The sequence below is a fragment of the Stutzerimonas stutzeri genome (assembly GCF_024448695.1).
GTDB classification, from domain to species: Bacteria; Pseudomonadota; Gammaproteobacteria; order Pseudomonadales; family Pseudomonadaceae; genus Stutzerimonas; species Stutzerimonas stutzeri_T.
Map to the genome: position 1 here is coordinate 38,093 of NZ_JAMOHY010000007.1, position 20,541 is coordinate 58,633.

Consider the following 20,541-nt stretch of genomic DNA (forward strand, 5'->3'; position numbering starts at 1 on the left):
TTTGCCGAGGTGGTGGAATTGGTAGACACGCTACCTTGAGGTGGTAGTGGCCATAGGCTGTAGGGGTTCGAGTCCCCTCCTCGGTACCAAACAAGCAGGCCCGCAATTGCGGGCTTTCTTGTTTCTTCGGTTTGGTTGACCTGTGTGTGGTGCGATTGTATAATTCGTGCCCAGTTTGTCGCGGGGTGGAGCAGTCTGGTAGCTCGTCGGGCTCATAACCCGAAGGTCGTTGGTTCAAATCCAGCCCCCGCAACCAGTTGATAAAGGCCCCTATCGAGGGGCTTTTTATTGGCTTCTAGCCAGGTCGCCGGCATTTACAGGCGATCAACAGGGATGGGCGTTTCGCCCATTTTTCATTTTTACAGCATGCGCGAGGGGCTTTGATGTCGAGCAAGCTAGAACAGTTGCACGCCTTGCTGGCGCCGGTGGTCGAAGCACTGGGTTATCAGTGTTGGGGCGTTGAGTTTCTTTCGCAGGGTCGGCACTCCCTGTTGAGGGTCTATATCGACCACTCCAACGGGATTCTTGTCGATGATTGTGAAAAGGTCAGTCGTCAACTCAGCGGTGTTCTTGACGTTGAAGATCCCATCAGCAGCGACTACACCCTTGAAGTGTCTTCGCCTGGGTTGGATCGACCACTGTTCACGCTTGAGCAGTACGCTGCGAATGTAGGCGAACAGATAAAAATCAAGCTGCGCTCGCCCTTCGAGGGCCGGCGCAATTTCCAGGGTCTTCTCCGCGGGGTGGAAGAGCAGGATGTGGTGGTGCTGGTTGATGACCACGAATATCTATTGCCGATCGACATGATCGACAAGGCAAATATTGTTCCCCGTTTTGAGTGAAACGCGGTTCCCGCGGACCCCAATGGATTGCGAAAGGCGAGGCGTACGATGAGCAAAGAAGTACTGCTGGTTGTGGAGTCGGTATCCAATGAAAAAGGCGTACCGGCCAGTGTGATTTTCGAGGCGCTGGAGTTGGCTTTGGCCACTGCCACCAAGAAGCGCTTCGAAGACGAAGTTGACCTGCGTGTGGAAATCAATCGGCAGAACGGTAGTTACGAAACGTTCCGTCGCTGGACCGTTGTCGAGGAAGAGAATTTCGACGATCCAGCGCACCAGTTGACGACCGATATGGAGCAGGCTCGTGAAGCCAATGCCAAGGTTGGCGATGTGCTTGAAGTCAAGATCGAGTCCATTGAGTTTGGTCGCATTGCCGCCCAGACCGCCAAGCAGGTCATCGTGCAGAAAGTGCGCGAGGCCGAGCGTGCGCAAGTTGTCGAGGCCTATCGCGACCGTCTGGGTGAGATTATTTCCGGCACAGTCAAGAAGGTGACGCGTGACAGCGTCATCGTCGATCTGGGCAACAATGCCGAGGCGCTGCTGGCGCGCGAGGACATCATTGCCCGCGAAACTTTCCGTGTCGGCGCTCGCGTGCGTGCGCTGCTCAAGGAAATCCGTACCGAGAACCGCGGCCCGCAACTGATTCTGTCGCGCACCGCGCCGCAGATGCTGATTGAGTTGTTCCGTATCGAAGTGCCGGAAATCGCCGAAGAGTTGATCGAGGTGATGGGTGCTTCGCGTGACCCTGGCTCCCGGGCCAAGATCGCGGTTCGCTCCAAGGACAAGCGCATCGACCCGCAGGGCGCCTGCATCGGCATGCGTGGTTCGCGTGTCCAAGCGGTATCTGGCGAGATCGGTGGCGAGCGCGTCGATATCGTGCTGTGGGATGAAAACCCCGCACAGTTTGTCATCAACGCAATGGCGCCGGCTGAAGTGGCGGCCATCATCGTCGATGAGGATGCCCATGCCATGGATATCGCAGTCGGTGAAGATAATCTGGCCCAGGCCATCGGTCGCGGCGGCCAGAACGTGCGCCTGGCCAGTCAGCTGACCGGCTGGACGCTAAATGTGATGACCGAGGACGACATTCAGGCCAAGCAGCAGGAAGAAACGGGCGACATCCTGCGTAATTTCATTGAAGAGCTGGATGTCGATGAAGAGCTGGCACAAGTACTGGTCGAAGAGGGTTTCACGTCCCTCGAAGAGATCGCCTACGTCCCCATGGAGGAAATGCTCGGCATCGAAGGCTTCGACGAAGACATCGTCAATGAGCTACGAACCCGTGCCAAGGATCGTCTGCTGACCAAGGCGATCGCAACGGAAGAAAAACTGGCAGATGCTCAGCCAGCCGAGGATTTGCTTGCGCTGGAAGGCATGAACAAGGAACTGGCGGTCGAGTTGGCAGTACGGGGTGTCATCACCCGTGAAGACCTGGCCGAGCAGTCGATTGACGACCTGCTCGACATAGACGGCATGGATGAAGAACGTGCCGGCAAGCTGATCATGGCCGCCCGAGCCCATTGGTTCGAGTAAGTAATTAGCGGCCTGAGGAGAGAGATGCATGACGCAAGTCACGGTGAAAGAACTGGCCCAGGTGGTCGCCACACCGGTCGAGCGACTGCTGCAGCAGATGCGTGAGGCAGGACTGCCGCACACCAGCGCCGAGCAAGTAGTGACCGATAACGAAAAGCAGGCCCTGTTGGCGCACCTCAAGAGCAGCCACGGCGCCAAGGTGGATGAGCCGCGCAAGATTACCCTGCAGCGCAAGACTACGACCAAGCTCAAGGTGGGTGGCAGCAAGACCATCAGTGTCGAGGTTCGGAAGAAGAAAACCTTCGTCAAACGTACCCCGGATGAGATCGAGGCCGACAAGCAGCGCGAGCTCGAAGAGCAGCGCGCCGCCGAAGAGGCCGCCCGCCTGAAGGGCGAAGAAGAAGCGCGTCAGCGTGCCGAGGAAGAGGCGCGTCGCAAGACGCAGGCCGAAGTGGAGTCGCGGGTCGGCTCGCCGGTTGTTGCACCTGTTCCTGCGCGGGAAGTCCCGGTCGAGCCTGTTGCGCCGGTTGACGAGCGCAAGAAGGAAGAGCCGCGTCGCACCGAGAAGGCACGCAGTGATGACGACGAGCGTCGTGATCGCAAGCAGGCTCAGCCACGTCCCGCTGCCAAGGCCAAGGCTCCATTGTCGCGTACCGTGCGTAGCGGTGATGACGATGCAGACGGTTTCCGCCGTGGCGGTCGTGGCAAGTCCAAGCTGAAGAAGCGCAATGCGCACGGCTTCCAGAGTCCGAGCGGCCCCATCGTTCGTGACGTGGCCATCGGTGAGACTATCTCGGTCGCCGATCTGGCACAGCAGATGTCGGTCAAGGCCGCGGAAGTCATCAAGTTCATGTTCAAGATGGGCACTCCGGTGACTATCAATCAGGTGCTGGATCAGGAAACTGCTCAGCTGATCGCTGAGGAGCTGGGCCACAAGGTCCGACTGGTCAGCGACAATGCCCTGGAAGAGCAACTCGCGGAACTGCTGAGGTTCGAAGGCGAAGCTATTACACGTGCGCCTGTTGTGACCGTGATGGGTCACGTCGACCACGGCAAAACCTCGCTGCTCGACTACATCCGTCGTGCCAAGGTTGCGACTGGCGAAGCTGGCGGCATCACCCAGCATATCGGTGCCTACCATGTGGAAACCGAGCGCGGAATGGTTACCTTCCTGGATACTCCGGGTCACGCGGCCTTTACCGCCATGCGTGCCCGTGGGGCCAAGGCGACCGATATCGTGATTCTGGTGGTTGCTGCCGACGATGGCGTGATGCCGCAGACTCAGGAAGCCGTCCAGCATGCGAAGGCTGCTGGCGTGCCGATCGTGGTTGCGGTGAACAAGATCGACAAGCCGGATGCCAACCCGGACAACATCAAGAACGGCCTGGCTGCGCTGGATGTGATTCCCGAGGAATGGGGCGGCGACACGCCGTTCGTATCTGTATCGGCGAAGATGGGTACAGGCGTAGACGAGCTGCTTGAGGCTGTGCTGCTGCAGGCCGAGCTGCTGGAACTCACGGCTACGCCTTCGGCTCCCGGCCGTGGTGTGGTGGTTGAATCGCGTCTCGACAAGGGACGTGGTCCGGTGGCGACCGTTCTGGTACAGGAAGGCACCTTGCGTCAGGGCGACATGGCCCTGGTCGGCTCGACCTTCGGCCGCATTCGCGCGATGCTCGATGAGAACGGCAAGTCCATCAAGGAAGCGGGTCCCTCGATTCCAGTGGAGATCCTCGGTCTGGATGGCACCCCTGAAGCAGGTGACGAACTCAGCGTGCTGAGCGATGAGAAGAAGGCGCGTGAAGTAGCGCTGTTCCGTCAGGGCAAGTTCCGCGAAGTCAAACTCGCCCGCGCCCATGCCGGCAAGCTGGAAAATATCTTCGAGAACATGGGGCAGGAAGAGAAGAAGACGCTCAATATCGTCCTCAAATCCGATGTCCGTGGCTCCCTCGAAGCCTTGCAAGGCTCGCTCAGCGGGCTCGGCAATGATGAAGTGCAGGTGCGCGTGATTGGTGGCGGTGTCGGTGGTATCACCGAGAGCGATGCCAACCTGGCGCTGGCATCCAATGCGGTGCTGTTCGGCTTCAACGTGCGGGCCGACGCGGGCGCACGCAGGATCGTCGAGCAGGAAGGTCTGGATCTGCGTTACTACAACGTGATCTACGACATCATCGAAGACGTCAAGAAAGCGTTGACCGGCATGCTCGGCAGTGATGTTCGCGAGAATATCCTGGGTATTGCGGAAGTGCGTGACGTGTTCCGTTCGCCGAAGTTCGGTGCCGTTGCTGGATGCATGGTCCTCGAGGGCATGGTGCACCGCAACCGTCCTATCCGTGTATTGCGTGACGATGTGGTCATTTTCGAAGGTGAGCTGGAATCGCTGCGTCGCTTCAAGGATGACGTTGCCGAAGTGCGTGCCGGTATGGAATGCGGCATCGCGGTGAAGAGCTATAACGACGTGAAGGCTGGCGACAAGATCGAAGTCTTCGAGAAAGTCGAAGTGGCACGTTCGCTGTAACCCGAGCTGCAAGCTTCAAGCGGCAAGCCTCAAGTGTGATCACTTGGTGCTTGCCGTTTGGCTTTGTGGCTTGAAATTTTTTCATGGCTTGCAGCTTGTTGCCTGCAGCTTGAGGCAAATCTTATGGCCAAAGAATTCAGTCGTACCCAGCGTATAGGCGACCAGATGCAGCGTGAGCTGGCATCGCTGATCCAGCGCGAGATCAAGGACCCGCGTCTCGGTCTGATAACCATTACCGCTGTCGAAGTCAGTCGCGATCTGTCCCATGCCAAGGTGTTTATCACCATCATGGGCAAGGACGACGACGAGGATGCGGTCAAGGGCAACTTGCGGATCCTCAACGATGCCGGCGGATTCCTGCGCATGCAGCTGGGCAAGGCAATGAAGTTGCGCACGGTACCGCAGCTGCATTTCAGCTATGACGCCAGCGTTCGTCGCGGGGTTGAGTTGACCTCGCTGATCGAGCGGGCGGTTGCCGAAGACCGCAAGCACAGCGATGGAGAATAAGGCGTGGCCCAGGTAAAACGCATTCGCCGTGCCGTCAGCGGCATCATCCTGCTCGACAAGCCGCGTGGATTTACCTCCAACGCGGCGCTGCAGAAGGTTCGCTGGCTGCTCAATGCAGAAAAGGCGGGGCACACCGGCAGCCTCGATCCGCTTGCCACCGGGGTGTTGCCTCTGTGCTTCGGTGAGGCCACCAAGTTTTCGCAATATCTGCTCGATGCCGACAAGGGCTACGAGACGGTTGCTCAGCTCGGTGTGACCACCACCACGGCTGATGCGGAAGGCGAGGTTATCGAGCGCAAGCCGGTCGATGTCTCCCTGGCCCAGCTTGAAGCCCTCTTGCCGCAGTTTCGGGGCGAGCTTCAGCAGATTCCCCCTATGTATTCGGCTCTCAAGCGTGACGGTCAGCCACTTTACAAGCTGGCGCGGGCCGGAGAGGTGGTGGAGCGAGAGCCGCGTTCTGTTACCATTGCGCGCCTGGATCTGCTGTCACTGGACGCCGACCGGGCTAGATTTGCAGTTTCGTGCAGCAAAGGCACGTATATCCGCACGTTGGTTGAAGACATTGGACGGGAATTGGGCTGTGGAGCGCACGTGGCAGAGCTGCGGCGTACCCAGGCAGGCCCCTTCGACCTGACCCAGACGGTGACGCTTGAAGCGCTGGAACAGGCTCATGCCGAGGGCGGAGCAGAGGCGGTTGACGCTTTTCTGAAACCGGTCGACAGCGGGCTGGAGCACTGGCCGCTGTTGCAGCTTTCGGAACACAGCGCATTTTACTGGCTGCACGGACAACCGGTGCGTGCACCGCAGGCGCCGCAGTTCGGCATGATGCGTGTACAGGATCACACCGGTCGCTTTATTGGTATCGGTGAAGTGAGTGAAGACGGACGCATAGCGCCGCGTCGACTGATTCGGTCGGAATGACCGATACGCAATGCGCCCGGGTGGTGTGTTGCGTCATGAGGATGGCTGTTGGCAGGCACGGTCAGCCCTCTTTTAAAACACGGGATTTTCCCGGCCTGTTCACTGTAAGGAGCCCATCATGGCACTTAGCGTTGAAGAAAAAGCCCAGATCGTTAACGAGTACAAGCAAGCTGAAGGCGATACCGGTAGCCCGGAAGTGCAGGTTGCCCTGCTGACCGCCAACATCAACAAGCTGCAAGGCCACTTCAAGGCCAACGGCAAGGACCACCACTCACGTCGTGGCCTGATCCGTATGGTCAACCAGCGTCGTAAGCTGCTGGATTACCTGAAGGGCAAGGACACTACTCGTTACAGCACCCTGATCGGTCGTCTGGGTCTGCGTCGTTAAGACGTAGCGAGCTGGAAGCCTGGAGCTGGAAGCTTGAAGTCGAAAGTCGGAGCAATCCTCCACTTGCGGCTTCGAGCTTTCAGCTTTTTGGCTTTTGCAGGAGAGAACGGGTCCGATTCCCGCCCCTCCGCCAATTTCCCCAAAGGCAACAGAGAGAAGGAAAACACCGTGAACCCGGTAATCAAGAAATTTCAGTTCGGTCAATCGACCGTAACCCTCGAGACTGGCCGCATCGCCCGTCAAGCCTCCGGCGCTGTGCTGGTCACCGTTGACGACGACGTTGCTGTACTGGTCGCTGTAACCGGCGCGAAAACCGCCGACCCGAGCAAGGGCTTTTTCCCGCTGTCCGTTCACTATCAGGAAAAAACCTACGCTGCCGGCAAGATCCCTGGCGGTTTCTTCAAGCGTGAAGCGCGTCCGAGCGAAAAAGAAACCCTGACCTCGCGCCTGATCGACCGTCCGATCCGTCCGCTGTTCCCGGAAGGTTTCCAGAATGAAGTGCAGGTCATCTGCACCGTGGTGTCCACCAGCAAGAAGACCGATCCGGACATCGCTGCGATGATCGGTACCTCGGCTGCCCTGGCGGTCTCCGGCATTCCCTTCAACGGCCCAATCGGTGCCGCGCGCGTTGCCTTCCACCCGGAAACCGGCTACCTGCTGAACCCGACCTACGAGCAGCTCAAGGCTTCCAGCCTGGACATGGTCGTCGCCGGCACCAAGGACGCCGTACTGATGGTCGAATCGGAAGCCAAAGAGCTGACCGAAGACCAGATGCTGGGCGCCGTACTGTTCGCCCACGATGAATTCCAGGCTGTGATCCAGGCCGTGACCGAGCTGGCTGCCGAAGCTGCCAAGCCGCGTTGGGACTGGCAGCCTAAAGCGGAAAACACTTCGCTGCTGTCGGCTATTCGTAGCGAGTTCGGCGAGGCGATTTCCCAGGCTTACACCATCACCATCAAGCAGGACCGCTATGCGCGTCTGGGCGAGCTGAAAGATCAGGTGGTTGCCAAGTTCTCCGGCGAAGAAGGTCAACCGTCCGCGGGCGAAGTCAAAGAGGCTTTCGGCGAAATCGAATACCGCACCGTGCGCGAGAACATCGTCAACGGCAAGCCGCGTATCGATGGCCGTGACACCCGTACCGTGCGTGGTCTGAACATCGAAGTCGGTGTCCTGGACAAGACCCACGGTTCAGCGCTGTTCACCCGTGGCGAAACCCAGGCTCTGGTGGTCGCTACCCTCGGTACCGCCCGTGATGCGCAACTGCTCGACACCCTTGAAGGCGAGAAGAAAGACCCCTTCATGCTGCACTACAACTTCCCGCCGTACTCGGTGGGCGAATGTGGCCGCATGGGCGCAACTGGCCGTCGCGAAATCGGTCACGGCCGTCTGGCGCGTCGCTCCGTTGCAGCCATGCTGCCAAGCGCCGACGAGTTCCCGTACACCATTCGCGTGGTCTCGGAAATCACCGAATCCAACGGTTCCAGCTCCATGGCCTCCGTTTGCGGTGCTTCCCTGGCGCTGATGGACGCGGGTGTGCCGATGAAGGCACCGGTAGCCGGTATCGCCATGGGCCTGGTCAAGGAAGGCGAGAAGTTTGCCGTTCTGACCGACATCCTCGGTGACGAAGATCACCTGGGCGACATGGACTTCAAGGTAGCCGGTACCGCCAAGGGCGTCACCGCGCTGCAGATGGACATCAAGATCCAGGGCATCACCGAAGAGATCATGGAGCAGGCGCTGGAGCAGGCGCTGGAAGCTCGCCTGAACATCCTCGGCCAGATGAACCAGGTCATTGCGCAATCGCGCAGTGAACTGTCGGCCAACGCACCGACCATGATCGCGATGAAGATCGACCAGGACAAGATTCGCGACGTGATCGGCAAAGGTGGCGCGACCATCCGTGGTATCTGCGAAGAGACCAAGGCGTCGATCGACATTGAAGACGACGGCTCCATCAAGATCTTCGGCGAAACCAAGGAAGCGGCAGAGGCTGCACGTCAGCGCGTGCTGGGCATCACTGCAGAAGCGGAGATCGGCAAGATCTATGTTGGCAAGGTCGAGCGCATTGTCGACTTTGGTGCCTTCGTCAACATCCTGCCGGGCAAGGATGGTCTGGTGCACATCTCGATGCTGAGCGATCAGCGTGTCGAGAAAGTCACCGACATCCTCAAGGAAGGCCAGGAAGTTGAAGTGCTGGTGCTGGACGTGGATAACCGCGGTCGCATCAAGCTTTCGATCAAGGATGTCGCGGCGGCGAAGGCTTCCGACGCCTGAGTGGCCTGATGTGTGAAAAAGCCCTCCGCAGACTCTGAGTTCTTCAGGCCTGCAGGTTAAACAAACGCCCCGGATTTCCGGGGCGTTTGCTTTTAAGCGGATGCTGACTTATTGCAACTTGCACGCCTTGCAGAGGCGAAACATGCAGTGTGCTAGTAGCGTTACGCTACCGTAGTTTTTCAAGCTATTGATATATAAAGATATTTTTGGTCTGAAAAACTGGCATGCCGCTTGCGATAACTCTTGTGGAACTGCGGTCGGAGTGATTCCGCAGTGATTAAAGAAACAGGAGTGCCATTATGAATACAATCCAGAACTCTCTTACAGCCACCGCCATTGCTGCTGCCCTGAGCCTGTCGCTTTCGGGTGTCGCGGTCGCCGAGGTCAGCCCTGCTGCGCAGAAAGCGGATGCACTTATGCTGGCCACCAATGACCGCATGGATGAAGCCGGTGATGCCGTTTCCGATACCTGGATTACCACCAAGGTGAAGTCCACCTTGCTGGCCGAGGATGCCACACCCGGAATGGATATCGAAGTTGAAACCAAGGATGGCGTTGTTTCCCTCTCCGGCACCGTAGCCACCGAGGCTGAACGTGAAGTGGCTATCAGCAAGGCCAAAGGCATCAAGGGCGTACGTGAAGTTTCGGCAGACGGCCTGAAAACGGTTGACTGATCCTTTGTGCTGACACATTGACACGCTTGCTGGCGAGGTACGGATGCCTCGCCAGCCGGCTGTCCTTGATGATTTTTCAGCGACCCCGCTCGCTGTCTATATGACGCAGGCGGTTCCCTTCGAAACGCAGGAAATGGTACATCCCATGGATGGGGCCATAGGTCCATTCTTCGACCTCTACTTCCTGTTGATACCCATACCTGTCAACAAGAGTCTTGAAGCCTACCTGCGCAGCGCCGGCGGGCTCGCCGCATTTGGCTCTGACTTCAGCCGTTGAGGCGTCCAGGCTGACCAATGCGCTTGCGCAGCGATAGGTGGAAGAAGCCTGCGCAGTACTGGCAACGGCAAGCATCAGTAATGTGAATAGCGGTGCAATGGACATATGGGTTCCTTGTCAGCGGTCGCGTCGTGACTCGATACGTATTAATCGGTTGCCTTCAAAAGTCAGGATACTGAGCTTGCCGTTGGTGGGGCCATAGAGCCATTCCTCGATGATCATTTCCTGCCTGGCATGTGGCCCGAGGGTGTAGCCAACCAGGTCTCGCTGGTTAGGGGCGCCGCATTTGCGCTCAACCTCGAAGGTCCTGTCGCCAGTGCTGACCAGCTGAGTGCCGCAGCGCAGGGTGTCGGCCTGTGAGGTTGGGCTGGCAAACATCAGGCCGAGCAGCAGGATTTGGAAACCCGTGCGCATATCATTCGCTTCCCAGATGCAGGGTGGTCGGGATCTGTCCGTCCGCTCCGGCTTCGCTGGTGCCTGTGTCAAGCAGGTAGGCCCGGGACGCATCAAGGCTGGCCTGATCGACCAGATAATCCTTGATCGCATTGGCGCGGGCTCGGCTCAAACTGCGCAGCAGTGCGGTACTGTCCGCCCGGCTGGCAATCACGGCGTCATGCATGTTCTGCCGACGCTGCACCTCATCAAGTTCTTTCCATTGCTCGGGCGGTTGCTGCTTCAGGCGGCTACGGTAGATACCTTCGAGCAGAGCGGCCTTGTCATCCTCGCTGACCTCCAGTTGCGCCGCATCGGCTGGCACCTTGTCGCCGCGTCGTTGCAGCATGCTGTACAGGGTTTTCTGGTATTCACGTTGCAGCCACTGTTCGGCAAGCAAGGGGCCGTCTGCCTGCGGTGAACTCTGCCCTTCGATTTCAAGACGCAGCACCGGGCGCTCGTTCAGCGCATGGGCCAGAGTGTCCAGATTGCTGCGTGCCTGGGCGTCGAGTTCGCTGCTGCCGGGTGCGAAAAGTACCTGGCTGAGGTCAGCCTGATCGCCATCCACGAGCCCTGCAAGGAACTTGAATGGCGCCTGAACCGCGCGGCTGATCAGGTTGCGCAGCGTTTGCCAGACGATGGGCATGACATCGAACTGTGGGTTATTGAGATCGCCCTGCACCGGCAGTTCGAGAGAAATGGTGCCCTTGCTGTCCTTGAGCAGTGCCACGGCCAGCCGAACGGGCAGATCGACGGCCTCGGGGCTGTCGACCTGTTCGCCTAGTTGCAGCTGTTGCAGCACGACCTTGTTCTCGGCGTTGAGCTGGCCCTGTTGAATGCGATAGTGCAGATCAAGATCCATTCGGCCCTTCTGGATGCGATAGCCGGCAAATTTGCCGGAATAGGGCGATAAGGTGGTCAGTTCGATCTGTTTGAAACGGGTGGCGATGTCCAGGCTCTGCAAGGGGTCGAATGGGGTGAGGCTCCCCTTGATACTGACCGGTGCATAGCGATCAACCTTGCCTGCGATGTCTACCGAGGCGGGTTGCTGCTGACGGTTGTCCAGTGTGCCCACCGCACCATTGAGTTCCTGCACGGCAGTAATGAAAGGCGGACGCAGGCTAAGGTCAGAGAAGTTGGCCGAGCCATCGGCGATATTGACGCCCCCGATACGGATGGCCAGCTGAGGTTCCTGCTCCGCTGTTTCAGTGGCAGCGCCGCCCGGAGGCGTCGAAGGCTTGTCTACCAGCAGGTCATTGATATTGGTGGTGAGGTCGGGATTGATGATGAAGCGGGCGTAAGGCTGCGTCAGATCGATGCGCTCCATCTGTAATTGCCGGGGGTGACGGTAATCCAGACCTTTGAGCTGCAGTCGCTGCCATTTGAGGAAGTCGCGGTTCTTGATGGTGTCCAGCGTATGCAGTTGGGTGACTTCGACCGCCCCGGCCAGGTTGAACGCCAGCGGTTCGGCTTCGATCAGTTCGAGTTTCAGTTGGCTGGCAAGAAAGCCGCTGCGCAGCTCCAGATGTACGAATGGCGTCAGGTAGGCCTGGGCGATACGCAGGTCGATGTCCTGACTGTCGATTGCCAGCGTGCCCGCCAGTGGTGTCAGCTGCAACTGCCCCTGTGCCTGTAGAGCGCCCCGCTTGCCGATGCCGGTATTGAGTTCAAGATTGAAAGGTGTGGTGCCCTGGCTGTCGAAATCGGACAAGTCGAGATTCAGCGGGCCCAGCTCCAGAGCGACTTCCTGTTCTGGAACCCGATCACTCAAATGCAACTGATAGTCGCGCAACTGCGCGCTTTTCAAGAGAACCTGCCAGCTCGTCTTCGTGTCGGCATCATCTGCTGAGTCCGTGGTTGCGACTGTCGACTCTTCGTCACTGGAGGGTGAGAGCAGCTTCTGCCAGTTCAGCTTGCCGTCGCGCTCGCGGGTTGCCCAGGTTTCAAGTCCCTGGCTGCGCAACGCACCGATGATGACCTGCTGTCTGGCCAGATCCACCGCTGTCTGGCTGATCTCGAGCTGCTCCAGGCGCACCAGTGGCTGGCCAGCCGGGGTGTCGAGCTTGAAGGGTGAAAGCTGCAGGCTCAGATCGCTTAGCTGCAGTTCGGTGCCTTCGCCAAGGTCGAGCCGGTAGTCACTGGCGAAATTGGCCTGGCCTTCAATGAGTCGCAGGGGGAGGGCGTCCTGTGCGTAGGCCCAGAAGTCCTTCAATTGCAGGTTACTGATCTTCATTCGGCCGGATGAGGCCATGGGCGACAGGCTGAGCTGGCCTGTCCAATCCACACGTGCGCCGCTGGGGCCGGTGGCAACCAGGACCGCTTCGGCGGACTCATCCGAGCGAGTGGCGAAGTTGAGCAGTTCGAAATTCAGCGAATCAAGCAGAAAGTCGACGGGATCGGCTGGTCGCTCATCGGCGAATCGAATCGAACCCTCCACCAGTTGCAGCCGGCCGATACTCAGGGCAAAGGGTTCCTGATCAGCTTCGTCAGGCTTTTCTTCACTGCTTGCCGGCAGGTTGAACAGCTGACTCAGGTTGAGTACGCCCTGTTTGTCGAACAACACCTGCGTTTGCAGCCGGACCAGTTCGAGGTCAGCGATCTGCAGTTCGCGGCGCCACAGACTGCTCCATTCCAGATCCAGGTAGAGGCGTTCGAATCCGAGTTGCTGCTGACCTTCCTCGCCCAGGTGCAGGTTGAATAGCGTCAGCTCCAGCGTGAAGGGATTGAACTCGATCCGCTCCAGGCGAGCCGGGACCGTGGCGTACTGGATCAGTTGCTGGTTGACGATGCGCTGGGCGATGCCCGGCAGTACCAGAAAGCCGAGCAGGCAATAGCAGGTCAGTGCGGTCATCAGGCCGATGAGCGCGCGCTTCATTCCGTTGGGCATGCGACGTTGATTCCAGGCGATTGACTGCTTTGGAGTATGGCATGGGACCCGGGTTCCGGTGTGTGACACAGGCAAAGCGGACTGCGGTATGGCTATCGAATCGGCAGGCCCATGCGGCGTCTGGCGCGGTGTACGGAGCCGTTGCGCACCGCCCAGCGCAGCAACGGTGCCGTGCTTCGGACGCCGAGCTGTATGGCCTGGCGCTGGAGCGGGCCTTGCTGCAGTCCGAGCATGCCACCGGCCCAGTCCGGTAGCAGGTCCACGCCGGCTTGCATCATCAGGGTGCCGAAGGGTCTGGCTAAGGTACTGGGCGCCGGCGCATCGAACAGGAAGCGCAGGATTTCCCGCGAGCGCTCGTCGCACTGCAAGTGTGGGCGCAGGGTTTCGAGATAGTCGGCGACCTCGTCTCTACAGCGGGGTACGTCACGTGCGCCAAGGGCTTCGGCGATCCGTGCGACTTCGGCGTAGTAGCGATCCTGCTCGCTGCCGGGCAGGGAGGGATTCAGGTAGCGCAGGTGCGCCTTGAGAAAGCTGCTGACTTCGGCCACATGAACCCAGGTCAGCAGTTCCGGGTCGCTGGCGGAATAGGGGCGCCCATCCGCTGCATGGCCAGTGACGTTCAGGTGTATCGAACGTACCCGTTTGATCAGGCACTCGGCATCGGCATGGCTGCCGAAAGTGGTAGCCGAGATGAACTGTCCGGTGCGGCGCAGGCGTCCGAGCAGGTCTTCACGAAAGTTCGAATGGTCCCAGACGCCGGCGAGGGCCAGCGGATGCAGCGCTTGCAACAGCAAGGCCGAAATGCCGCCGATCAGCATCGAGGTGAAATCCCCATGCACCTTCCAGCACACCGACTCCGGGCCGAACAGGCCTGGATCGCCCGGCGGGTTTTCATAGTCGACACCGCCGATGGCGAGGCCGGTGAGGCTCAGTACCTGGGTTTCGATATGGCGGCGGACAAATTCCATGGCGGGCGGTGGCGGTGGCGGAAGAGGACGAATGTTACCTGAACCTCTTCCGTCGCGCGGAACAAGGAACCGGACAGCCACCGCTGCGCCATCCGGTTGCAGCGTGCGGGGTCAGCCGCGATGACGGCTGCGGAAGAAGTTGATCAGGCCCTGGGTCGAGGCGTCTTCGGCGGGGGCGGCATCGAAACGGGTCATCTGGCCATAGACGGCCTTGCCCAGATCCTTGCCGAGTTCAACGCCCCACTGATCGAAGGAATTGATCCCCCAGATGACGCCCTGAACGAACACCTTGTGTTCATAGAGTGCGATCAGCGCGCCGAGGCGGCCGGGGCTGATGGTTTCCATCACCACCGTATTGCTCGGGCGGTTGCCCGGAATCACCTTGTGCGGCGCCAGGCGCTGGATCTCCGCTTCACTCAGCCCCTTGGCGCGCAATTCGGCCTCGGCTTCCTCGCGGGTCTTGCCGAGCATCAGCGCTTGGCTCTGGGACAGACAGTTGGCGTAGAGCCACTCCTGGTGATCGGCGACCGGGTTGTGGCTGACCACCGGAACAATGAAGTCAGCCGGAATCAGGGGGGTGCCCTGGTGCAGCAACTGGTGATAGGCGTGCTGGCCGTTGGCGCCGACGCCGCCCCAGATCACTGGCCCGGTGCTGCAGGCAACTGCAGAGCCGTCCTGGCGCACGCTCTTGCCGTTGGATTCCATGTCCATCTGCTGCAAGTGTTTGACGAAGTTACGCAGGTAATGATCGTAGGGAAGGAAGGCGTAACTCTGTGCCCCCCAGAAGTTGTGATACCAGATGCCGAGCATGGCCAGCAGCACCGGCATATTGCTTTCGAAGGGCTCGCTGAGGAAATGCTGGTCCATGCTGTAGGCGCCGGACAGCAGGTCCTTGAAGTTGGACATGCCGATGGCCAGCGCAATGGGCAGGCCGATAGCCGACCACAGCGAGTAGCGTCCGCCGACCCAGTCCCACATGGGAAAGATGTTCTTTTCATGAATGCCGAACTCGACGGCGGCCTGGCGGTTGCTGGTCACTGCGACGAAGTGGCGGTAAAGCTTCTCTTCCGTGCCGCCCTTGCCCAGATACCAGTTGCGCGCGGCCTGGGCATTCTTCAGGGTTTCCAGGGTGCTGAAGGTCTTGCTGGAAATGATGAACAGGGTGGTCTCGACATTCAGCTTGGCGGTCACTTCGCGAAATTCGCTGCCGTCGATATTGGCCAGGTAATGCGTGCGCACGCCGTGCTGGGTGAACGGCAACAGTGCTTCGGACACCAGCTGAGGGCCGAGGAAGGAACCGCCGATGCCGATGTTCACCACATCGGTGATGGTCTTGTCACTGAAGCCGCGCCAGAGATTGTTGTGGATGCGCGTGACGAAATCCGTCATCTGCGCCAGTGCCGTGTGTACCTCGCGCATGATGTTCTGCCCGTCGACCGTCACGCTGTCACCCATCGGGCGGCGCAATGCGGTGTGCAGTGCCGGGCGGTTCTCCGAAGCATTGATTCGCTCGCCTTCGAACATGGCGTGCGTCGCCTGCTCGACACCGGCCTCACGTGCGAGGTTGACCAGCAATGTGCGGGTTTCACGCGTGATCAGGTTCTTTGAGTAGTCGAGAAACAGGCCGCAGCAGGATGCCGAGAGGTCCTCGAAACGTGCCGGGTCAGCCTTGAACGCCTCGCGCATGCTGAACTTCTGCATGGCCAGGCGATGGTCTTCCAGAGCCTTCCAGGAGGGCAGGGCAGTGGCGTCGAGAGGGTGCTGATAGTAGCTCATGTGGTGCGGCTTCCTTTGCGTGGCGGACTGTCTGCACGGTTGCGGTTGCATGCGTTGCACTGATAAGGGCGACTTTGAAAGTCACTCGATCATGCTGGCGCGTGGGTATTCATCCTGAATCCTGTAGGCGCGGACCGCTCCGGCGCAGTCGAAGCGGCTGCGACATATCCGGTGTCGCAGACTGGTCAGACTGGAAAAAGCGCGCTGCGTTCCGAAGCAAGCTTGCCGCTTCGGTGTCCTCGGCATAACAGCCAAACCATTGCAGATTTACCTGCCAAGTGAAATCCCTGAAACAGTAAAAAGCCCGCGACGCGCTGGGCGTTGCGGGCTTTCGGAGTGCAGACTGGCGTTTCAGGCAACCTGCACCGGAATGGCGTTACTGGTATGGCTGAGATCGCCATCGGCGCCCATATAAAGGACGTGCGGCTTGAAGCTGGCCAGCTCGGCCTCGCTGTAGTGAGCGTAGGCGCAAATGATCAGTCGATGACCAACGCCGGCCTTGTGTGCTGCAGCGCCGTTGACCGAGATAATCTTCGAGCCTTCCTCGCCACGGATGGCGTAGGTGGTGAAGCGTTCACCATTGTCGACGTTGTAGATCTGAATCTGTTCGTATTCACGGATGCCAGCCAGGTCCAGCCAGTCGCCGTCGATGGCGCAGGAGCCTTCGTAATCCAGCACCGAGTGGGTCACCTGGGCGCGGTGCAGTTTGGCCTTGAGCATGATGGCGTGCATGGCGGGGTCCTCCGGGTGCGCAAGCGGCGCAGAGTGTGCCCGAACCCTCGGGTGTGATCAAGGCCGAGGGCTTGCGGGATATTGATGATTACGGCTGGGTTGAGCCGCTATCGACCTGCAGGTTATCGATCAGGCGGGTCTTGCCGAGAAAGGCCGCCGCGAGGATGACGCGTTCGCGTGTCTCGGCGCTGGCCGGTTGCAGGTCGGTGGCGCTGCGGATTTCCAGATAATCAGGGCGCAGACCTGCAGCCTGCAGCGCTTCCCGCCCTCGGAGCAGCAATGCCGGATAGTCCTGCTCGCCGTTGCGCAGCGCTTCGGCCATCTGACACAGGATGCGGTACAGCGCCGGGGCGCTGGTACGTTCTTCCGGGCTGAGGTAGCCGTTGCGCGAGGACAGTGCCAGGCCGTCTGCTGCGCGCACGATGGGTTCGCCGATGATCTGCACCGGCATGTTCAGGTCGCGCACCATGGTGCGGATCACTGCCAGCTGCTGGAAATCCTTCTCGCCGAACACCGCGAGATCTGGTTGCACCATGTTGAACAGCTTGTTGACGACCGTCGAAACACCATCGAAATGTCCTGGCCGGCTGCCGCCGCAGAGCCCTTCGGATACGCCGGGAACGCTGACAATGGTTTGCAGGGCCTGGCCGCTGGGGTACATCTCTTGCACATTAGGCGCGAACAGCAGATGACAGCCAGCCTCGAACAGCTTGTCCTGGTCGGCGGGGAGGGTGCGCGGGTAACTGGCCAGGTCTTCGCTCGGGCCGAACTGCAGCGGGTTGACGAAGATGCTGGCAACGACGAAATCGGCTCGCTGCCCGGCCTTTCTGATCAGCGCGATATGGCCGTCGTGCAGGTTGCCCATGGTGGGCACGAAGCCGATGCGCTTGCCTTCGGTGCGCGCACGGTTGATTGCAGCGCGCAGGTCGGCGACGGTTCTGACCACGTTCATGCTGAGAACCCGTGTTCGGCAGCGGGGAACTCCACGGCCTTGACGGCTGCCGCGTACGCAGCGATGGCCTTTGCGATGTCGCCATGTTCAGCCATGAAGTTCTTCACGAACTTCGGCGTGCGCCCGCTGAGCGACAGGCCCAGCATATCGTGCAGGACCAGTACCTGACCGTCGGTGTCGCTGCCGGCGCCGATGCCGATTACCGGAATGCCGACTGCCTGAGTGATGCGTGCCGCCAGTTCGCTGGGTACGCACTCGAGTAGTAGCAGGGCTGCGCCAGCGGCTTCCAGTGATTGTGCGTCGGCAATCATCTGCTGCGCCTGGGCCTCCTGGCGGCCCTGGACCTTGTAGCCGCCGAAGATATTCACCGCCTGCGGCGTGAGGCCCATGTGGGCGCAGACGGGAATGCCGCGCTCAGCCAGTAGCTGGATGGACTCAGCCAGCCAGGCCGCGCCTTCAACCTTGACCATGTGCGCGCCGGCCTTCATCAGCGCGGCTGAGTTGTTCAGCGTCTGTTCGGTAGTGGCATTGGCCATGAACGGCAGGTCGGCAACGATCATCGCGCCCCGGTTGCCGCGTTTGACGCAGGCGGTATGGTAGGCCATCTCTTCGACGGAAACGGGCAGCGTGCTGTCATGCCCCTGCAGGACCATGCCCAGGGAGTCGCCGATCAGCAGCATCTCGACCCCGGCTTCGCTGGCGGTCTTGGCGAATGTGGCGTCATAGCAGGTGAGCATGACGATCTTTTCGCCTTTCTGTTTGAGGCCTTGCAGGGTGGTCAGGGTTACGTCAGGCATGAATGCCGTCCTCCTAGGTTTTGCCGCAAGCCGCATTGCTGCGTCAATAAAGCGCGTGCCGGCAGAGGGCGCTTATAGTCTCGATGGCGGCGTGCCAAGTCAATCGTGAGTGTTACCGGAGGCGTTACGCCTGTTACCTGATCGCTGGCAGAAGCTCATCCAGCCGCTCGATCCCCTCGAAGGGGCAGGCTGAAAGCAGCTCGGCAAGCCGGCGACCGTCGGGTAACTGCAGGTTCTGCGGTGCGATTTCGGCCAGCGGGTAGAGCACGAAGGCTCTGGCATGCAGGTGATAGTGCGGGACGGTCAGCCGGGGCTCGTCAAGCATGCGCTCGCCGAACAGCAGGATGTCGAGGTCCAGTGTGCGCGGTCCCCAGCGATCAGCCTTGCGCTCTCGGCCCTGGGCCAGTTCGATCGCCTGCAGTGCATCGAGCAGTTGCAGGGGCGACAAGCCGGTATCCAGCGCTGCGACAGCATTGTTGTAGCGCGGTTGATCCGCCGGGCCAAGCGGATCGCTGGCATACCGTGAAGAGGCAGCGACGAGATGGCAATCAGGGAGGGCGTCCAGCGCCATCAGCGCGCAACGCAACTGCTCCCGCGGCTCGGCAAGATTGCTGCCAAGACCTATATATGTGCGCTCCATCATTCGTTCGTTGTCGGCGCGCCTTCGGTCGGGCCGCGTTTGCGTCGTCCACCGCTGCGTCGACGTTTGCGCGGTGCGCCGCTGTCATCGCCCCGCTTGCTGAGGTCGCGAATCATGTTGCGCCGTTCGCTGTCGCTCACTTCCTGGTACTCGGTCCACCAGTCGCCAAGGCCGTCGGTCTGCTCACCGGCGCTCTCGCGCAGCAGCAGAAAGTCGTAACCGGCGCGGAAGCGTGGATTATCCAGTAACTGATCGGCGCGACGCCCCTGACGGCGCGGCAGGCGTTCCTGCATGTCCCAGATCTCGCGCATCGGCAGGGTGAAGCGCTTGGGAATGGCGGTGCGCTGGCACTGTTCCCAGACGAGGTCGTGGGCCGCTTCCTGCATCGCCGGAATCGGTGGCAGGCCGCGTTCCTGCGCCTCCAGCACGCGCGCCGGCAACGCGGGCCAGAGCAGTGCGGCAAACAGAAAGGCTGGTGTGACCGGCTTGCCCTCGGCAATGCGCTGATCGGTATTGGCCAGCGCATTGCGAATCAGCGTGCCGGCGTATTCAGGGTTGTCTTCAAGCGCTTCGGCGCTCGCCGGGAATAGCGGGGCGAAAAGGTCGTACTCCACCAGCAGTTCGAAGGTGCGCAAGGCCTTGCCACCCAGGAACAGTTTGAGGATTTCATCGAACAGTCGCGCAGAGGGCACATCGCAAAGCAGGTCGGCCAGGTCGGGGATCGGTTCGGCGCTGTGTTTCTCGATCTCGAAATCCAGCTTCGCTGCAAAACGGATCGCGCGCAGCATGCGTACCGGATCTTCCAGGTAGCGCTGTTCCGGGTCGCCGATCAGGCGGATCAGCCGGTTGCGGATGTCGTGGACACCGTGGGTATGGTCGAGAATCCGTTCGCTGGTCGGATCGTAATACAGCGCGTTGATGGTGAAGTCGCGACGCTGGGCATCGTCTATCAGCGTTCCATAAACGTTGTCACGCAGAATGCGCCCGCTTTCATTGCGAGAGGCCAGTTGGTTGGCATCTTCTTCGTCATCGGCTTCGGGGTGATTGGCGCGGAAGGTGGCGACTTCGATGATCTCGCGACCGTAGTGCACGTGAACCAGCTTGAAACGCCGACCGATGATGCGTGCGTTACGGAATTCGGCGCGGATCTGCTCGGGCGTGGCGCTGGTGGCCACGTCATAGTCCTTGGGCGACAGTCGCAGCAGCAGATCGCGTACGCAACCGCCTACCACATAAGCCTCATAGCCCGCCTGCTGAAGCCTCTCGACGATGCTGACAGCGTGTCTGTTGATGTCCTCGCTGTGCAGTGAATGCTGCCTGCCGGACAGAATTTCAGGTGTGTGTCGAGGGCGCGGAAATCGGCGCAGGGGGGAACGAAAAGACTGGAACAGCTTTTTCAGCATGGGAGGCACTGTGTGGCGAAAGGACA

The 20,541-nt window shown here is 60.1% G+C and carries 18 protein-coding genes and 2 tRNA genes; 10 read left to right on the forward strand and 10 right to left on the reverse strand.

Translation table 11 applies throughout. The features are described from left to right. The first annotated feature begins 3 nt into the window (after nt 1-3). From NAV32_RS08245 to NAV32_RS08290, 10 genes are all read left to right on the forward strand, one after another. Nucleotides 4-89: transfer RNA gene (locus tag NAV32_RS08245), tRNA-Leu, on the forward strand. Between the two features lie 90 nt (nt 90-179). Further along, nucleotides 180-256: transfer RNA gene (locus NAV32_RS08250), tRNA-Met, on the forward strand. A gap of 127 nt (nt 257-383) precedes the next feature. Beyond that, nucleotides 384-842 (forward strand): ribosome maturation factor RimP, encoded by a 459-nt coding sequence (gene rimP, locus NAV32_RS08255; RefSeq protein ID WP_256052319.1) that lies wholly within the window; start codon nt 384-386, stop codon nt 840-842. Nucleotides 843-890: 48 nt separating this feature from the next. Continuing rightward, nucleotides 891-2,372, forward strand: a complete 1,482-nt coding sequence (gene nusA / locus NAV32_RS08260) for a transcription termination factor NusA (RefSeq protein ID WP_256052320.1) — start codon at nt 891-893, stop codon at nt 2,370-2,372. Between the two features lie 28 nt (nt 2,373-2,400). After that, nucleotides 2,401-4,887 (forward strand): translation initiation factor IF-2, encoded by a 2,487-nt coding sequence (gene infB, locus NAV32_RS08265; RefSeq protein ID WP_256052321.1) that lies wholly within the window; start codon nt 2,401-2,403, stop codon nt 4,885-4,887. Nucleotides 4,888-5,010: 123 nt separating this feature from the next. Then, the gene (rbfA, locus tag NAV32_RS08270) at nt 5,011-5,394 is read left to right on the forward strand and encodes a 30S ribosome-binding factor RbfA (protein WP_256052322.1); all 384 of its coding nucleotides are present in this window, start codon (nt 5,011-5,013) and stop codon (nt 5,392-5,394) included. Nucleotides 5,395-5,397: 3 nt separating this feature from the next. Continuing rightward, the gene (gene truB / locus NAV32_RS08275; protein WP_256052323.1) at nt 5,398-6,315 is read left to right on the forward strand and encodes a tRNA pseudouridine(55) synthase TruB; all 918 of its coding nucleotides are present in this window, start codon (nt 5,398-5,400) and stop codon (nt 6,313-6,315) included. A 118-nt stretch (nt 6,316-6,433) separates the two neighbouring features. Beyond that, entirely contained in the window at nt 6,434-6,703 is a 270-nt protein-coding gene (gene rpsO / locus NAV32_RS08280) for a 30S ribosomal protein S15 (protein ID WP_003280896.1), read from the forward strand. 168 nt (nt 6,704-6,871) lie between these two features. Further along, complete coding sequence (gene pnp / locus NAV32_RS08285) at nt 6,872-8,977, forward strand: polyribonucleotide nucleotidyltransferase (RefSeq protein ID WP_256052324.1); 2,106 nt, start codon at nt 6,872-6,874, stop codon at nt 8,975-8,977. A gap of 299 nt (nt 8,978-9,276) precedes the next feature. Continuing rightward, nucleotides 9,277-9,651, forward strand: coding sequence for a BON domain-containing protein (locus NAV32_RS08290; protein WP_256052325.1), 375 nt, complete (start codon nt 9,277-9,279; stop codon nt 9,649-9,651). Nucleotides 9,652-9,727: 76 nt separating this feature from the next. Here NAV32_RS08290 and NAV32_RS08295 read toward each other — a convergent pair whose 3' ends face one another. From NAV32_RS08295 to NAV32_RS08340, 10 genes are all read right to left on the reverse strand, one after another. Beyond that, complete coding sequence (locus NAV32_RS08295) at nt 9,728-10,033, reverse strand: DUF2845 domain-containing protein (protein ID WP_256052326.1); 306 nt, start codon at nt 10,031-10,033, stop codon at nt 9,728-9,730. A 12-nt stretch (nt 10,034-10,045) separates the two neighbouring features. Continuing rightward, the gene (locus NAV32_RS08300) at nt 10,046-10,342 is read right to left on the reverse strand and encodes a DUF2845 domain-containing protein (protein ID WP_256052327.1); all 297 of its coding nucleotides are present in this window, start codon (nt 10,340-10,342) and stop codon (nt 10,046-10,048) included. 1 nt (nt 10,343) lies between these two features. After that, nucleotides 10,344-13,247, reverse strand: a complete 2,904-nt coding sequence (locus NAV32_RS08305; RefSeq protein ID WP_256052328.1) for a DUF748 domain-containing protein — start codon at nt 13,245-13,247, stop codon at nt 10,344-10,346. 92 nt (nt 13,248-13,339) lie between these two features. Beyond that, nucleotides 13,340-14,215 carry an oxygenase MpaB family protein gene (locus NAV32_RS08310; RefSeq protein WP_256052329.1) on the reverse strand — a complete coding sequence of 292 codons (876 nt, stop codon included), beginning with the start codon at nt 14,213-14,215 and terminating at the stop codon, nt 13,340-13,342. A gap of 111 nt (nt 14,216-14,326) precedes the next feature. Next, entirely contained in the window at nt 14,327-15,991 is a 1,665-nt protein-coding gene (pgi, locus tag NAV32_RS08315; RefSeq protein ID WP_256052330.1) for a glucose-6-phosphate isomerase, read from the reverse strand. A 351-nt stretch (nt 15,992-16,342) separates the two neighbouring features. Continuing rightward, nucleotides 16,343-16,723 carry an aspartate 1-decarboxylase gene (panD, locus tag NAV32_RS08320; protein WP_025240609.1) on the reverse strand — a complete coding sequence of 127 codons (381 nt, stop codon included), beginning with the start codon at nt 16,721-16,723 and terminating at the stop codon, nt 16,343-16,345. Nucleotides 16,724-16,811: 88 nt separating this feature from the next. Further along, on the reverse strand, nt 16,812-17,675 hold the full coding sequence (panC, locus tag NAV32_RS08325; RefSeq protein WP_256052331.1) for a pantoate--beta-alanine ligase: 864 nt from the start codon (nt 17,673-17,675) through the stop codon (nt 16,812-16,814). Continuing rightward, entirely contained in the window at nt 17,672-18,472 is an 801-nt protein-coding gene (panB, locus tag NAV32_RS08330) for a 3-methyl-2-oxobutanoate hydroxymethyltransferase (protein ID WP_256052332.1), read from the reverse strand. The genes panC and panB overlap by 4 nt, the downstream gene beginning before the upstream one ends. Before the next feature lie 133 nt (nt 18,473-18,605). After that, on the reverse strand, nt 18,606-19,112 hold the full coding sequence (gene folK, locus NAV32_RS08335; protein WP_256052333.1) for a 2-amino-4-hydroxy-6-hydroxymethyldihydropteridine diphosphokinase: 507 nt from the start codon (nt 19,110-19,112) through the stop codon (nt 18,606-18,608). Beyond that, a complete protein-coding gene (locus NAV32_RS08340; protein ID WP_256052334.1) occupies nt 19,112-20,515 on the reverse strand; it encodes a polynucleotide adenylyltransferase PcnB in 1,404 nt (467 codons plus the stop codon). Before NAV32_RS08340 ends, folK begins: the two co-directional genes overlap by 1 nt. Between the last annotated feature and the right edge of the window lie 26 nt (nt 20,516-20,541).

What these genes read in the sequence shown, in the direction of transcription:
- NAV32_RS08340 (WP_256052334.1), bottom strand. Translation starts at nt 20,515, where the DNA reads ATGCTGAAAAAGCTGTTCCAGTCTTTTCGTTCCCCCCTGCGCCGATTT.
- panC (WP_256052331.1), bottom strand. Translation starts at nt 17,675, where the DNA reads ATGAACGTGGTCAGAACCGTCGCCGACCTGCGCGCTGCAATCAACCGT.
- rbfA (WP_256052322.1), top strand. Translation starts at nt 5,011, where the DNA reads ATGGCCAAAGAATTCAGTCGTACCCAGCGTATAGGCGACCAGATGCAG.
- rpsO (WP_003280896.1), top strand. Translation starts at nt 6,434, where the DNA reads ATGGCACTTAGCGTTGAAGAAAAAGCCCAGATCGTTAACGAGTACAAG.
- folK (WP_256052333.1), bottom strand. Translation starts at nt 19,112, where the DNA reads ATGGAGCGCACATATATAGGTCTTGGCAGCAATCTTGCCGAGCCGCGG.
- NAV32_RS08290 (WP_256052325.1), top strand. Translation starts at nt 9,277, where the DNA reads ATGAATACAATCCAGAACTCTCTTACAGCCACCGCCATTGCTGCTGCC.
- infB (WP_256052321.1), top strand. Translation starts at nt 2,401, where the DNA reads ATGACGCAAGTCACGGTGAAAGAACTGGCCCAGGTGGTCGCCACACCG.
- rimP (WP_256052319.1), top strand. Translation starts at nt 384, where the DNA reads ATGTCGAGCAAGCTAGAACAGTTGCACGCCTTGCTGGCGCCGGTGGTC.
- NAV32_RS08300 (WP_256052327.1), bottom strand. Translation starts at nt 10,342, where the DNA reads ATGCGCACGGGTTTCCAAATCCTGCTGCTCGGCCTGATGTTTGCCAGC.
- nusA (WP_256052320.1), top strand. Translation starts at nt 891, where the DNA reads ATGAGCAAAGAAGTACTGCTGGTTGTGGAGTCGGTATCCAATGAAAAA.
- NAV32_RS08310 (WP_256052329.1), bottom strand. Translation starts at nt 14,215, where the DNA reads ATGGAATTTGTCCGCCGCCATATCGAAACCCAGGTACTGAGCCTCACC.
- pgi (WP_256052330.1), bottom strand. Translation starts at nt 15,991, where the DNA reads ATGAGCTACTATCAGCACCCTCTCGACGCCACTGCCCTGCCCTCCTGG.
- NAV32_RS08295 (WP_256052326.1), bottom strand. Translation starts at nt 10,033, where the DNA reads ATGTCCATTGCACCGCTATTCACATTACTGATGCTTGCCGTTGCCAGT.
- panB (WP_256052332.1), bottom strand. Translation starts at nt 18,472, where the DNA reads ATGCCTGACGTAACCCTGACCACCCTGCAAGGCCTCAAACAGAAAGGC.
- NAV32_RS08305 (WP_256052328.1), bottom strand. Translation starts at nt 13,247, where the DNA reads ATGCCCAACGGAATGAAGCGCGCGCTCATCGGCCTGATGACCGCACTG.
- panD (WP_025240609.1), bottom strand. Translation starts at nt 16,723, where the DNA reads ATGCACGCCATCATGCTCAAGGCCAAACTGCACCGCGCCCAGGTGACC.